General features: G+C 59.8%; 15 protein-coding genes. 9 read left to right on the top strand and 6 right to left on the bottom strand.

Annotation, left to right across the window (positions count from 1 at the left end):
- Positions 1 to 222 precede the first annotated feature (222 nt).
- The 3 genes from ASD60_RS07555 to ASD60_RS07545 all read right to left on the bottom strand — a co-directional run bounded on the left by ASD60_RS07555 (position 223) and on the right by ASD60_RS07545 (position 2,734).
- Complete coding sequence (locus tag ASD60_RS07555; protein ID WP_056853406.1) at positions 223 to 852, bottom strand: Vgb family protein; 630 nt, start codon at positions 850 to 852, stop codon at positions 223 to 225.
- A gap of 36 nt (positions 853 to 888) precedes the next feature.
- Positions 889 to 2,109 carry a hypothetical protein gene (locus tag ASD60_RS07550; RefSeq protein ID WP_056853405.1) on the bottom strand — a complete coding sequence of 407 codons (1,221 nt, stop codon included), beginning with the start codon at positions 2,107 to 2,109 and terminating at the stop codon, positions 889 to 891.
- Positions 2,110 to 2,179: 70 nt separating this feature from the next.
- A complete protein-coding gene (locus ASD60_RS07545; protein WP_056853404.1) occupies positions 2,180 to 2,734 on the bottom strand; it encodes a MarR family winged helix-turn-helix transcriptional regulator in 555 nt (184 codons plus the stop codon).
- A 127-nt stretch (positions 2,735 to 2,861) separates the two neighbouring features.
- Between ASD60_RS07545 and ASD60_RS07540 the strand changes: the two genes are divergently transcribed.
- From ASD60_RS07540 to ASD60_RS07530, 3 genes are read left to right on the top strand one after another with little or no spacing between them, the layout of a single operon-like run.
- Positions 2,862 to 3,602 carry a hypothetical protein gene (locus ASD60_RS07540; protein ID WP_056853403.1) on the top strand — a complete coding sequence of 247 codons (741 nt, stop codon included), beginning with the start codon at positions 2,862 to 2,864 and terminating at the stop codon, positions 3,600 to 3,602.
- Positions 3,602 to 3,862: a DUF2024 family protein gene (locus ASD60_RS07535; RefSeq protein ID WP_056853402.1), complete on the top strand. Its 261-nt coding sequence runs from the start codon at positions 3,602 to 3,604 to the stop codon at positions 3,860 to 3,862. Before ASD60_RS07540 ends, ASD60_RS07535 begins: the two co-directional genes overlap by 1 nt.
- Before the next feature lie 4 nt (positions 3,863 to 3,866).
- A complete protein-coding gene (locus ASD60_RS07530) occupies positions 3,867 to 4,145 on the top strand; it encodes a Rho-binding antiterminator (RefSeq protein WP_056853401.1) in 279 nt (92 codons plus the stop codon).
- Between the two features lie 8 nt (positions 4,146 to 4,153).
- Here the strand turns inward: ASD60_RS07530 and ASD60_RS07525 are convergent, their stop codons facing one another.
- On the bottom strand, positions 4,154 to 4,903 hold the full coding sequence (locus ASD60_RS07525; RefSeq protein ID WP_056853400.1) for an SDR family oxidoreductase: 750 nt from the start codon (positions 4,901 to 4,903) through the stop codon (positions 4,154 to 4,156).
- 100 nt (positions 4,904 to 5,003) lie between these two features.
- On the opposite strand from ASD60_RS07525, the gene ASD60_RS07520 reads away from it, so the two are divergent.
- Together ASD60_RS07520 and ASD60_RS07515 are read left to right on the top strand one after the other, a co-directional pair.
- Positions 5,004 to 5,924 (top strand): LysR family transcriptional regulator, encoded by a 921-nt coding sequence (locus ASD60_RS07520; protein ID WP_056853399.1) that lies wholly within the window; start codon positions 5,004 to 5,006, stop codon positions 5,922 to 5,924.
- A 160-nt stretch (positions 5,925 to 6,084) separates the two neighbouring features.
- Entirely contained in the window at positions 6,085 to 7,056 is a 972-nt protein-coding gene (locus tag ASD60_RS07515) for an EamA family transporter (RefSeq protein ID WP_056853398.1), read from the top strand.
- Between the two features lie 115 nt (positions 7,057 to 7,171).
- Here ASD60_RS07515 and ASD60_RS07510 read toward each other — a convergent pair whose 3' ends face one another.
- Positions 7,172 to 8,272, bottom strand: coding sequence for a polyamine ABC transporter substrate-binding protein (locus ASD60_RS07510; RefSeq protein WP_056853397.1), 1,101 nt, complete (start codon positions 8,270 to 8,272; stop codon positions 7,172 to 7,174).
- A gap of 356 nt (positions 8,273 to 8,628) precedes the next feature.
- On the opposite strand from ASD60_RS07510, the gene ASD60_RS07505 reads away from it, so the two are divergent.
- Positions 8,629 to 10,341 (top strand): amidase, encoded by a 1,713-nt coding sequence (locus ASD60_RS07505; RefSeq protein WP_056853396.1) that lies wholly within the window; start codon positions 8,629 to 8,631, stop codon positions 10,339 to 10,341.
- Positions 10,342 to 10,716: 375 nt separating this feature from the next.
- Here the strand turns inward: ASD60_RS07505 and ASD60_RS07500 are convergent, their stop codons facing one another.
- Entirely contained in the window at positions 10,717 to 11,634 is a 918-nt protein-coding gene (locus ASD60_RS07500) for a MerR family transcriptional regulator (RefSeq protein WP_056853395.1), read from the bottom strand.
- 161 nt (positions 11,635 to 11,795) lie between these two features.
- On the opposite strand from ASD60_RS07500, the gene ASD60_RS07495 reads away from it, so the two are divergent.
- The 3 genes from ASD60_RS07495 to ASD60_RS07485 all read left to right on the top strand — a co-directional run bounded on the left by ASD60_RS07495 (position 11,796) and on the right by ASD60_RS07485 (position 13,535).
- A complete protein-coding gene (locus ASD60_RS07495) occupies positions 11,796 to 12,251 on the top strand; it encodes a PAS domain-containing protein (RefSeq protein ID WP_056853394.1) in 456 nt (151 codons plus the stop codon).
- 115 nt (positions 12,252 to 12,366) lie between these two features.
- Positions 12,367 to 12,789 (top strand): nuclear transport factor 2 family protein, encoded by a 423-nt coding sequence (locus ASD60_RS07490; RefSeq protein WP_056853393.1) that lies wholly within the window; start codon positions 12,367 to 12,369, stop codon positions 12,787 to 12,789.
- Positions 12,786 to 13,535 (top strand): SDR family NAD(P)-dependent oxidoreductase, encoded by a 750-nt coding sequence (locus ASD60_RS07485; RefSeq protein WP_056853392.1) that lies wholly within the window; start codon positions 12,786 to 12,788, stop codon positions 13,533 to 13,535. The genes ASD60_RS07490 and ASD60_RS07485 overlap by 4 nt, the downstream gene beginning before the upstream one ends.
- The last annotated feature ends 5 nt before the right edge of the window (positions 13,536 to 13,540 follow it).

The following is a 13,540-nucleotide window of genomic DNA, read 5'->3' as shown; positions in this document are numbered from 1 at the left end:
GCTAAAACCGGAGGCTTCCGAGGCGTCAGCGAGAAACGTCTTGATCGATTGCGGGAAGAAAGCGCGGGACGTAGGAAAGGTCTGAAGACGGTGGGATTTGCGAGGTGCTGGCCTGATTCAGAAGCAGAGAGTTGGCGCAGTGGATGTCGATCGTCACCGAAACGCTGGATTCCTATGAGTCAGCGGACCGACATCCACAAACAATTTAACGCCGGGATTTCATCAAGGACGACGAACCGCCCTCACCCGCCCGCTGCTGCCGCCACCGCAGAAAAATCGTTCGCCGCCATCGTACTCAAGACCGGACACGCCTACGCCCTCCGGCATCTTCAGGCTTTCGAGCACCTCGCCGGTGTTCGTGTCGATGCGCCGCAGTTCGCTTTCTTCGGCCTCCGACGTGCCATGCCAGAGCGCGCCATCGACGAAGGTCACACCCGTGACAAAGCGGTTGGATTCGAGGGTGCGCAGGATCTTGCCGTTCTCGGGGTCGATCTGGTGGATTTTGCGCTCGCGGTATTGCCCCACCCACAGCGAGCCTTCAGCCCAGGTCATTCCTGAGTCGTTGCCTCCACCGGGGGCCGGGATGGTGGAGAGCACGCGACCGGTTTGCGGGTCGATTTTCTGGATGCGGTCTTCGGCGATCTGGAATAAATGCTTGCCATCGAATGCGGTGCCGGCGTGGGCGGCGACATCCAGCGAACGCACCGTTGCGCCGCTTGAAGGGTCGAGTGCGATGAGTTTACCGGTAGTGGCAAACCACACCTGCTGACCATCCCAGGTCACGCCATGCACATCGTCTACACCTTCAAAAGGTCCGTATTCACGAATGATTTCTGCGGCTGACTGTTTCATTTCGGTGTTCCTCGAAAGGGTTTGGTGGCGTTCATCCTAGCCACCGGCCAGCGGAACCGGGAGTAACAAGGTCGTCGCGAAACCGGGCACTGGTGGCGTCATCCAGCGCCGCCCGCGCCCATGCCCGAACGACTGAACCTTGCCCTGTGCTGCCAGTGTTTCGAGAACTCGTTGCACGCTGCGCTGGCTGTTGCCCAGCGCCAGGGCTAGTGCTGAACTCGACCACGCTTCGCCGTCGGCGAGCAGTGCAAACACCGCTGCGTGTTTTTCTTCGACCGGTGGCGTAAGCAGCACTACGTCAGGTGAAACGTGGGTGATCAGGGCAAACCCGCGCTTGGTGGCGATCACGTTGGCCAAGGGTTTGAGCGCTGCACGCAAGCGGCCGATTTCGACCCTTAGCCGGGCGCGATGGGATTCATCGCTGAGCTTCAGGCGAAAGGCCCGGGCGATGAGCGTTTCTCGCGCAACATCTTCCGGCCAGGCTTCGGCCAATGTCCGTACGAGGTTGAACAGCACCGGACGTTTCGACAGGGACACCGACATGCCCGCACCGCGCACGACGAACCGGCAGGCATCGACCACCAGCGATGTCGAGGCCAGCAATGCTTCGACGTCATCGAGCAACAAGGGTCGCGCCTGACCATTACTGATCAAGTGTGCGGCGGGACTGTCGAGCAAGCGCAGCGCGCTGTCGACTTCTGCTATCAACGCGGGAATGCCGGATTGCTGCGCGGCGAACTTGGCCCGGGCCAACGCCGCACGCGCAGCTTGTGAGCGCAAGTGACGCATGGCGATGCCCGCCGCCACGAGCTCATGGGTGGCGTGCAAAGCGGGTGGCAATGTCGAAGGGTCAAGTTGCGCGAGGTTGTCCTGGGCGTCATCCAATTGGCCGATCAGCAACAGGCGGCGGATGTGCAGGTAGCGCGCATGGGCCGCGTTCACCCTGTCACCGTGAGCTTGCAGCGTGACCCGCGCCGCATCGAGCGCCTTCACTGGCCAGCCGAGGTCCCGCGACGCCAATGCGATCTCGGCTTCGGCGACGATGCAACGCGCCTGAGCCAGCGCTTCCTTTGGCCCGAACGCCCGTATTGCCCGGCGCACCAGTGCTTTGGCCCGTACCAGATCACCCAGTTGCGCCATGGCGATTGCGCGCAACGCCAGCGCCGGTGCATCGTCACGCAACGCGACCCTGTCCAGCGCGCCCAGCGGATCCCCCGCTGCCAGCGCCTGGGCGGCGGCGGTGATCAGCGAGTCCATCGCAGTCTTGCCATGGGGGTCACTCCATTGTCGGCTAGTCGCTGTTGAGTCTATCTCAGACGATGGCGCCTCATGCCGGATCGCGAATTTGATGCTCGCGGCAAATCAGATCCACTTCTGTGAATTCCAGTGGTTCCTGTGTCAGTCCGCAAAACGCTCCACCCGCCACTGCCTGATGAAAACGGCAGGTTCGGCACAGCCCGAAACTCGGGACATTTTCACCTTGCTGGATGTTGCGCAACAGCTCCAGCAGCAAGCCTTCCAGATCCACTGCCCGCGCACCCATGCGCTGGGCGGCATTGACCAGAAAATCCGGTGGCACCACGGCGTCCAGCAACGCCTGTGCCGGAGCCGTCAGTTTCAGGTGCACGCTGCGTTTGTCCCGGGCATCTGGCTGTTTGGTCAGCAGTCCTTTGCCTTCCAGAGCCTTGAGCGATTGCGACACCGTGCCTTTGGTCAGTCCCAGATATTCGGTCACCGCCAGCGGCGTGTCGGAGTAGCGGTTGCATCGGCCGAGGTACATCAAGGCGCTGAGCTGGATCGGCTGCAGGTCCGTCAGCAGCGGGTGCTCACGAAACCAGACCCGAGTCAGGCTCGACAACCTTTCCAGCAAATCAAAAAGCACGAGGACATTCCTGATCAAAAGCGTTGATAAATAGTATCGGATAAAAACCTTATTGACAAAATATCGGCTTGTCGTAGGATTTGTGGTGTCGATTCGAAACCTAATTTACTTCCAAACGGAGGCATACATGAAAACCGCTCTGGCACTCACCCTTGGCACGCTGCTGGCGACACAGGCTGTGGCCCATGACAAACAAGGCATCCAAAGCGACAAAGGCAAAGCCGATGCCGCGTTCGATCTGGTCAATACCCGGGTTTTCAAGGAAGGCAGCAATCTGGTGTTCGAACAATTGGTCGATGGCCAGGCCGGCAGTCGCGTGCCAACCGCCAAGGGTTCGTTTGCCGGGGCCGAGGTGTTCAGTTATGTCTGGCCTACCAGCCTCGACAGTTCCGTTGTCGGCTTTGAAGCGAAGTCCGGGATCCTGGCCCTGGCGCTGACCTCTCACCCGGATTTCGATGACACCCCGCAGCTGGACGAAAACAAGGACGGCAAAAAGGATAACGACGGCGGCCTCTGGCACTCGCACTGGGTGGTGCTGAGCAAAGACGAAAGTTGTGGGCCTGGCGGTTTGAAAGTCCGCGACATTCCCAAGGATGCCAAACCGAAGTTACCGGCCACCTGGCCTGGCGCTCCGATCTACATCGACTCCCCCGGCTACGACCTGAGCGTCGAGAAAAACGCCGCGAAAATCCATGTGCCGTTGGCGGCAGTCGGCTTCCCCGAAAGTTTCAACTACGACGGCGTCACCGCTGCACTGAAAGTCAATGCCGACCTGCACAACCCATTGCTGTGCGTCAGCAGCGTCTATGACATTGCCTCGGGTGACCTGTCGTTGCCCGGCACCTGGAAACTCAAGGAGAGCAAATAATGAGCGTGAACGTATTCGATACCCACGTGCGCACCAAAGATGGCCGCTACCTGCACTTCGATGTGCTGATCGAGCGTAACGACGCCGAACTGGCGAAAACCTATGCCCGCCGCTTCCTTGATGAACAGGGCATACAGGACGAAGATATCGCCCAGGACCGCTGCCAGTTCTGTCACGTCGAACCGACCCATCCCGAAGTGGCAGCGGCGATCGGCAAGCAGGGTTACTTCATCCTCAAACTGCAAGGTTGCCAGGAGTAACGAAATGAACACCTACCAGCCCATGAACTGCGACCTGTACGACTATCTGGAAATCGCCTGCATGCGCGGTTACCGACTGGACATCGAGTTGAAGGATGGCGCCCGCCTGGAAGCGAAGGCGCTGACTACGCGAACGTCCGCCGACAAGGAAGAATTCCTCGAGCTTGAAACGGCTGACGGCCAACAGGAAATCCGCTTGGATCAACTGTTGGCCATCACCCCGCTGGACGCCAACGCGCAGTTCGGCCGGGTGGTGTTTACCGATGCGGTTTGCACGTTCTGAGGCGGTTATCAGACCAGCGACATGCCGCCGTCGACATGCAATTGGATGCCGTTGACGAACGAACTGTCGCTGCAGGCCAGGTACAGCGCCGCTTGTGCGAGCTCGTCGGCCTCCCCCAGTCGACCGGCGGGAATCATGGCCGCCATCATTTGCTCGAAGCCGGGGCGGGCTTCTTCTGAAACGCCCAGCTTGCCGATGATCGCAGTATCGACCGGCCCCGGGCTGAGCACATTGACGCGTATGCGCCGCGCCCGCAGCTCCAGCGCCCAGCTGCGCGCAAAAGCGCCGATGGCCGCTTTGGAACCGGCATACACCGCATGCCCTTCGAGCACTTTCGTGGCCGCCAGGGAACTGGTCAGGATGATGCTGCCAGCGTCGCGCATCAGCGGCACGATCGACTGCACACCAAAGAACACGCCTCGGGTGTTGATATTGAATTGCGCGTCGAACTCCGCTGGAGTGACCTGCTGCGATGGCGTCAGGGTGATGACCCCGGCGTTGGCCATGTAGATATCCAACGCACCGAAGCGCACCCGGACTTGCTCGGCGACCTCGGCATGGTGCTCGAGGCTGGCGACATCGCCCTTGATGCCAAAAGCGCCGTGACCGATGTGGCGCACGGCTTCGTCCAGCACTTCTTGTCGACGTGCGGTGATAATCACCTGCGCGCCCTCTTTGGCGAACAGGCACGCCGACGCCAGGCCTATGCCGCTGTTGCCGCCGGTGATCACTGCGACCTTTCCTTGAAGACGTTGCATCTACTGACTCCGATTGTTGAAGGAGCGCAGTATTATGTCGCTCGCCCCAGCGCCAACCAGTCCAGAAAAAGGCACATCAGTTGTGCTTCGGAGTCACAAGATGCCCAGCCTGTTGAACCAGTCGGCCAGCCTGATTGCCTTTGTCCGCGCGGTGGAAGCCGGTTCTTTCAGTGCTGCCGCACGCAACGCCGGGACCACGCCGTCGGCCATTTCCAAAAGCATCGCCCGACTGGAATCCGAACTGAATGCCAAGCTGTTTCGCCGCTCCACGCGGATGCTCAGCCTTACGCCCGAGGGGCAGGCATTTTTCGAGCGTGTGGCGCCGTTGTTGCAGGCCATCGATGACTGCGCCGATGCGTTGCGCCACACCGGGGGTGCGCGCGGTCATTTGCGGGTCAGCATGCCGAGTGACCTCGGACGATTGCTGATGCCGAGGATCAGCTCGGTGTTTCTCGCCGAGCACCCGGAGGTGGAACTGGACCTGACGTTGCTCGACCACCATGTCGATGTGATTCGTGAAGGTTATGACGTGATTTTCCGCGCCGGCAACCTGTCTGACAGCGATCTGAAAAGCCGTACCCTCGCCCAACTCGACATGGCGTTGGTGGCCTCACCGAAGTTCCTCGACGAATGGGGAACCCCGCACACCCTCGAAGAACTGCGCGCTCTGCCCTTCGTGCGCTATCAACTCAATGGTCGAACCCTGCCCATCATTTTTGAAAACGGTGAAACGTTGGTGCCCCGTGGCCGAATAGGTCTGGACTCGGGATTCGGCTTGCGTGCCGCCGCATTGGGAAACCTGGGCGTTGCGTATTTGATGAAATGCACGGTCCAGCAAGAGCTCGATCGCGGTGAGTTGATGCAGATCATGCCCGGCCATCGGTTGCCGTCGCTGGCCATCCATTCCCTGCATGCGTTTGGTGTACTGACACCGATCCGGATCAAGCTGTTTGCCGATTTTGTACAACAGGAACTGTATCGACTGGAAGGACAATCCATTTCAAGTCATACGATCTCTTGACTCATTGTTTGCGATCAATAGGCGCTAAACTCCCTTCTCCAAAGCCTTCGACCTTGTTCATGCAAGCCAAATGCGTTACAAACCCCTCTAGTTGTACGACAACATAATAAATATTCGCACCTCATTTCTTTTGAGAGCGCACTCAATTCGAGACACTGCCATGACCCAACCAACCTTCCGCCAAGAAGCGCCTGCGCCCTTCCCACGCCATCTCGCCGTGCTGATTTTACTGTGCATGGGCTGTGCATTTGCGGGCAACCATGTGGCGGCGCGGGTTGCCTTCGATGACGGCGCGGGTGTGTTGTTGGCGATTCTGATGCGCTCGGGCGGGACGTTGTTGGTATTGGCCGCTTTGGTCATTTGGCAACGCCAGACGCTGCGCCTGCCGGCGGGTGCCTGGCGTTGGCAATTGCTGTTGGGCTTGCTGATCGCTACCCAAAGCCTGTGCCTGTATTCCGCGGTCGCACGGGTGCCGGTGGCGTTGGCACTGTTGGTGGCCAATGTCTTTCCCATTCTGCTGGCGCTGCTCACCTGGGCGTTGGGAGGTCCGCGTCCGACCGCACGCACCGCCGCGCTGATGGGCCTGATTTTGCTGGGCCTGGTATTTGTGCTGGATGTCCCCGGTCGCCTCGCGGACAACGCCAGTGTCGGCCCGCAATGGTGGCTGGGCGTGACCCTGGCCTTTTGCGCGGCCAGCGTGTTTGCCTGTGCGTTGTGGATCACCGACCACAAGTTGGCCGAGGTTCGTGGATCGGTGCGCAGCCTGCTGACAATTTTCATCGTGTTCAGCAGTATCAATCTGGCCGGTATGAGCGGCGCCCTGCCTGGTGGCTTGAACCTTCCGGCCACCAGCACCGGGTGGCTGGCGCTGGCGACACTGGTTGTACTGTACGGCACCGGATTTATCGTGCTGTTCATTTGCGTGCCGCGCCTGGACATGCCGCGCAACGCTCCGGTGATGAACATCGAGCCGTTGGCCACGCTGTTGATGGGCTGGGTGGTGTTGGACCAGATGCTCAGTGCCGGGCAAGTGGTGGGTGGTGTGATCGTTGTGACCGGGATTGTGTTGCTGACTTATCGCAAGGGCCAGCGCGCGTCGCAGCCTGAACAGCCTGTCGCGCAGCGCGGCTGAAGTCACAGCCTATGGGAGCGAGCTGTCATTCAACGTTATCGTTGACTGGCAGGTCTCATCATCGGGTCGCCGCCCGGAGCAGGCTCGCTCCCACAGGGATAGGTGTGGTCCGGGCTTATTTATCCGACTTGATCGCCGTCCACACCCGCGTCCGTACCCGTTCGAGTTTCTGCGGCAGCGGCTGCACGACGTACAGGGTTTTCAACGCCTCGCTGGTCGGTGTCAGGTTCGGATTGCCGGTGATTTCCTTATTGATCAGCGCCAGCGAATCCTTGTTGGCATTCGGGTAACCGAGGAAGTCGCTGATCGGCGCGATGACGTTCGGGTCCAGCAGCGTGTTGAGGAACTCGTGGGCCTCTTCGACGTTTTTCGCGCTTTTTGGAATGGCAAACGTGTCGAACCAGATCGGCGCCCCCTCCTTCGGCAAACGCCAGTCGACCACCACACCGTTGCCGGCTTCTTTGGCGCGATTGCCAAACTGGTAGAAGCTGCCGGAGTAACCAATGGCCACGCAGATATCACCGTTGGCGATGTCGGTCATGTATTTGGCCGAGTTGAAGTAGGTGACGTAAGGCCGAATCTTCAGCATCAAGGCCTTGGCCTTTTCGTAATCGTCCGGGTTCTGGCTGTTCGGGTCCAGTCCCAGGTAATGCAGGGCCAGCGGCAGGATCTCCGAAGGCGAGTCGAGCATGGCGACGCCGCAGGACTTCAACTTCTCCATGTTCTCGGGTTTGAACACCAGGTCCCAACTGTCTACCGGGGCATTTTCGCCCAGCGCGGCCTTGACCTTGGCCGGGTTGAATCCGATCAACACGGTGCCGTACATGTAAGGCACGCCGTATTGATTGCCGGGATCGTTCTTGTCGAGCAGTTTGAGCAGTGCCGGATCCTGGTGCTTCCAGTTTGGCAGTTTGGACTTGTCGAGCTTCTGGAATACGCCGGCCTTGATCTGGGTTTCGATGAACTGGTTCGACGGCACCACCAGGTCGTATCCGGAGTTACCGGTCAGCAGTTTGGCTTCCAGTGACTCGTTGGTGTCGAAGGTGTCCCAGGTCACTTTGATCCCGGTTTTGGCGGCAAAGTCCTTGGGCACGGACGGCAGGATATAGTCCGCCCAGTTGTACACCCGCAGTTCGCGCTGCTCGGCTTGCACCGCGCTGGCAAGCAACGTCAGCCCACAAACAGTGGCGCCCAGAATGCGTTTCATAATGTCCATGGATCAGTTCCCCAATGTCAGCTCGTTTGGTTTTTATAATCGGTAACGGCAGTGGCCTTGAACGTGGCCTGGAGCAAAGGAAGCAAAAGATTATGGTTATGGAAGCTGTGTACACGGCTGCTTCGGCCGCCTGCCACCGATTCTTGCTGACAGCCTGGACCGTTCACAGCGTGCGATCGGCCAAAAGGGGATCGAAATGGCCATTATCCGTGTCCGTATGGAGGGGCAATGGCGGCGCCCTGCCCCGGCTTAGTGCAAAATACGCGGCTTAAGGTTGAAAACCGGATTGCGTCGCGCAACGCTGCGCAAGCAGATCCGTCAAGAAATTCATATTTGAGAGAGCCGGTGGTAACCGCATGATTGAAGTCACCGAAGTTTCCATTGCCCAATTGCGCGCTGCGCTCGAATCCGGCCAGACCACGTCGGTCGAACTGGTCCAGGCCTACCTCGCCCGGATCGATGCGTATGACGGCGCCGACACCGACACCGCGCTCAATGCCGTGGTGGTGCGCAACCCGGACGCGCTCAAGGAAGCGCAAGCTGCCGATGCCCGTCGGGCCAGGGGCGAGACGCTGGGGCCACTCGATGGCATTCCTTATACGGCGAAGGACAGTTACCTGGTCAAGGGCCTGACGGCTGCTTCGGGCAGCCCAGCGTTCAAGGATCTGATTGCCTATCGCGATGCGTTCACCGTCGAACGACTGCGCGCCGCCGGTGCGATTTGCCTGGGTAAGACCAATATGCCGCCCATGGCCAACGGCGGAATGCAGCGCGGGGTCTATGGCCGTGCGGAGAGCCCGTACAACGCCGACTTCCTCACCGCCCCGTTCGCCTCCGGTTCGTCGAACGGTGCCGGCACAGCCACGGCCGCCAGTTTCGCGGCGTTCGGTTTGGCCGAGGAAACCTGGTCAAGCGGCCGTGGCCCGGCGTCCAACAATGGCTTGTGCGCCTACACGCCATCGCGTGGCGTGATTTCGGTGCGCGGCAACTGGCCGCTGACACCGACCATGGACGTTGTCGTGCCGTTTGCCAGAACCATGGCCGACCTGCTGGAGGTGCTCGACGTGGTCGTGGCGGACGACCCTGACACCCGTGGCGACCTGTGGCGCATGCAACCCTGGGTGCCGATTCCGAGCGTCGCTTCGGTACGTCCTGCCTCCTATCTTGAACTTGCCGCGCAACCCGATGCGCTCGCCGGCAAGCGCCTCGGCGTGCCGCGCATGTACATCAATGCCGATCCGGAAGCAGGCACCAGCGAAGCACCCGGGATCGGTGGCCCGACCGGCCAACGTATCAATACCCGCGAGTCGGTGATCGGTCTTTGGCAACAGGCGCGCAAGGCTCTTGAAGCCGCTGGCGCCGAGGTCATCGAAGTCGATTTTCCGCTGGTGTCCAATTGCGAAGGTGACCGTCCCGGTGCGCCGACGGTGTTCAATCGCGGCATCGTCTCCAAGGAGTTCCTGCACCATGAATTGTGGGATCTCACTGCGTGGGCTTTCGATGATTTCCTGCAAGCCAATGGCGATCCGAAGCTGAATCGACTGGTCGATGTCGATGGACCGAAGATTTTCCCCCATGACCCGGGAACATTGCCCAACCGTGAGGGCGACCTCGCTGCCGGCATGGACGAATACGTGAAGATGGCCGAGCGTGGTATCACCCCGTGGGACCAGATCAGTACCGTCCCCGATGGACTGCGTGGGCTCGAGCAGACGCGCAAACTCGATCTGGAAGACTGGATGGATCGGCTGGGCCTGGACGCAGTGCTGTTCCCCACCGTCGCGGATGTTGGCCCGGCGGACGCCGATGTCAACCCGGCCTCTGCCGACATCGCCTGGAGTAACGGCGTATGGGTGGCCAATGGCAACCTGGCCATCCGGCATCTGGGTGTGCCGACAGTCACCGTGCCGATGGGCATCATGGCGGATATCGGCATGCCAGTAGGCCTGACGTTTGCCGGCCGAGCCTATGACGATTCGGCACTGTTGCGTTTTGCCTCGGCATTCGAAGCCAGCGGGTCGAAACGAATGATCCCGCCTCGTACCCCGCCGCTGTCATCAGCAGAATAGAGTGCAGATTTTCGGTGGGCACCGCGTGAGTGACCACCGAAAATCCTCATCTATTTGTGTGGAGCTGCTCACAAAGTCGATTGGAAACGGACAAAAAACCTCTACAATACAGAAAAATCTGTACAGTATTTGTAGAGGTTTCATGACCATGTCACCCTCTGAAAAACTCCTTGCATGGCATGGAAACTGGATTCTTTCGCAAACAAAGGTCGTCTGCAGGAACTGCAAGGCAGAGCAATCCGAGTCAGACAGAACACTGGAGTTTCCTCACATTTCCCAGTGTCCCAGGAAGGGTTCTCTATCCAACCCGTGGCAGGAGCTGGACGGAATCAGTAATGCCGTTTCAGATAAACCTGCTTAGCTGAAACGCCAAATTCATATTTGCAGCGTTCCCCTTACCAAGGCTTCCAGCCTGGGCAAAATACTCGCTTCGTCGTTGCCCAATACGGCAATTGAAGAACCACGAAGCCCTGACGACGAAGCGGCAGCTGCGTCGCCGACCAAGGCCAATGGGCACGTAACGCCCATTTGAAGGGCACGCAGTCGCTTGTGCGCATCGGCCTGCAGTGGCGTCTGGACCAACAACACCAGCGCGGCGGGCTGAATCGCTGTACACAGCAATGGCAGTTCTTCCAGGGGCTGGCCCGGGCTCAGCACTTCAATGCGCAGCTGGTCGTTGCTCATCAACAAGCCGGCGCACAACAGCTCCAGTTCGTGTGCATGGCCAGAGCCGTCGGCCAGCAGCACGCAAGCACCGTTGCCCGGGTTCATCTGCAGTCGCAATAACAACCGCGCACGAAAGAAGGCGTCCAGGAACAGCCACTGACTGCGTCGACCGAAAGCATCGCCAACTGCCAGGCTGCGCCAGACCGGCAGCAGAACAGCCGCCAGTACCGTAGCCTTCGGGTAGATCGTGAACAGTTGCCCGTGAAGGCGCTCCAGCTCGGCGCCATCAAAAGCCTGCGTGGCACGATGAATTGCCTGTTGCCATTGGAGCAGAGGGGCTTCGGCCGCGTCTGTGACAGCGAGCTCCGGCGTGTTCTGCTGCCGGTTGAGCAAAGCGCCAATCTTGCTGATTGGCAGACCTCGGCTGGTCCAGAGCATGATGCTGCGTATATGTTCGATGTCTTGCTGCGAATACAGGCGATGCCCACCTACCGTGCGAACAGGTCGGATCAATCCGTGGCGACGCTCCCATGCCCGCAGGGTGATCGGGTTGACGCCAGTCAGGCTGGCGACTTCGCGCATGGGGAGCAAGGCGTCGTCGGAGGCGGATTCGAGGGGCTCGGTCATTGAAAGTCGTTACATCCTGAGTGTGTCGCCATTCTAAACCAGGCATGGCGCTATTTAACCAGCCAATCGCGGTCCGGGTTCCTGCGTCTTGCCATCTAGGCATGGCTGTCGCTGACGACTACGCTGTGAGGCAAATCCTCGAACTACAGCGAGCCCGGACCATGATTGACGCCAAACTCCTGCAACTTATGGTCGAAGCCTCCAATGACGGCATCGTCGTGGCCGAGCAGGAAGGCAGTGACAGCATTCTCATCTATGCCAACCCTGCCTTCGAGCGCCTGACCGGCTACAGTGCCGACGAAATACTCTATCAGGATTGCCGGTTCCTGCAGGGAGCCGATCATGACCAGGCCAGCCTCAACGCAATCCGCGACGCCATCCGCCTCGGTCAGCCCTGCCGTCAGGTGCTGCGCAACTACCGTAAGGATGGCAGCCTGTTCTGGAACGAGTTGTCTATCACTCCCGTGTACAACGATGCCGATCAGTTGACCTACTACATTGGCATACAGCACGACGTCAGCGAAAAGATTGCCGCTCTGGAAAGAGTTCAGTCGCTTGAGACCGAAGTGGCTGATCTTCGCCGTCAACTGGCAAGGCTTGGCGGTCAAGACAAGTAACGCAACGACCGATACAAAAAGTGTACAAGAATATTGACTTGTACAATTTTCCCCGTAGGCTTCAGGTAAACCTGTACAGTTTTCTCAACTTGTACAATTTTGCCTGGAGCCGGCCATGTCTGCATATCTCCGCCATTTCGCTGACACGTTCACAACGCTGAACGCTGATTGCCTGGATAAACTGGGCGAGCTGTACAGCAACAACGTTCAATTTCGTGATCCGTTGCACCAACTCAATGGCCTGCCGGCACTGCGTAGCTATTTTGAAAACCTGTACAGCAACGTCGAGGATATCCGCTACGAACTCCTGGACGTGGATGAAACCGCCCCCGGTCAAGGTTATCTGCGCTGGAACCTGCACTTCCGTCATCCGCGCCTGTCCCGTGGCCAGCCGATCAGTCTGCAAGGCTGCAGCCACCTGCGCTGGGCAACGCATGTCTACCTGCACCACGACTATTTCGATGCCGGTGCCCTGATCTACGAGCACGTTCCCGTACTTGGCGCAGTGATCGGCTGGATCAAAGGGAGGCTTGCATGAGTCGCTGCTGGCTGACAGGGGCCAGCAGCGGCCTTGGTGCCGCCCTGGCTGAACGGCTTCTGGAGCAAGGCCATTCGGTGGCCTTGGGTGGGCGGCGGGCGGAAGCACTGATGCCGCTCGTGCTGCGCTACCCAGGGGCCTTGCTCGCTACCGGCGATGTGGCTGACCCGCGTCAAGTTTCGGCCATTTGCGACAACATCGAGCAGGCGTGGGGCGCACTGGACCTGGTGATTCTGAACGCCGGCACCTGCGAATACCTGGTGCCGGGCAAGTTCGAGGCCGAGACAGTCGAGCGCGTGATGCGTACCAACCTGTTGGCGGTCAGCTACTGTTTGCAGGCGGCACTGCCACTGCTGCGCCGCGGGCACCGACCCCATCTGGTAGTGATCGGCAGCTCAGTGACCTGGCTGGCGCTGCCGCGGGCCGGAGCCTATGGCGCGTCCAAAGCGGCCCTGCGTTATCTCGTTGAATCCCTGCGCCTGGATCTACACGCCGAAGGCATTGATGTAACGCTGGTCAGCCCGGGGTTCATCGACACCCCCCTGACTCGGCGCAATACCTTTGCCATGCCACAACTCTGGACGGCCGACCGCGCTGCGCGGCATGTCGTCGCGCGCCTGACGCGACGACCGCTGGAGATCAACTTTCCACGCCTCTTCACTCTCGTCCTGCGCTTGCTTGGCGCCCTGCCGGCGCGTTGGCGCCTGGCCCTGGGCCGTCGACTGGCGCGAACCGAACAGGAATAGCGTCA

This window comes from Pseudomonas sp. Root562, assembly GCF_001427125.1.
Taxonomy (GTDB): domain Bacteria; phylum Pseudomonadota; class Gammaproteobacteria; order Pseudomonadales; family Pseudomonadaceae; genus Aquipseudomonas.
Note: the sequence above shows the minus strand (reverse complement) of the source record. Positions and strands in the feature narration are given on the sequence as shown.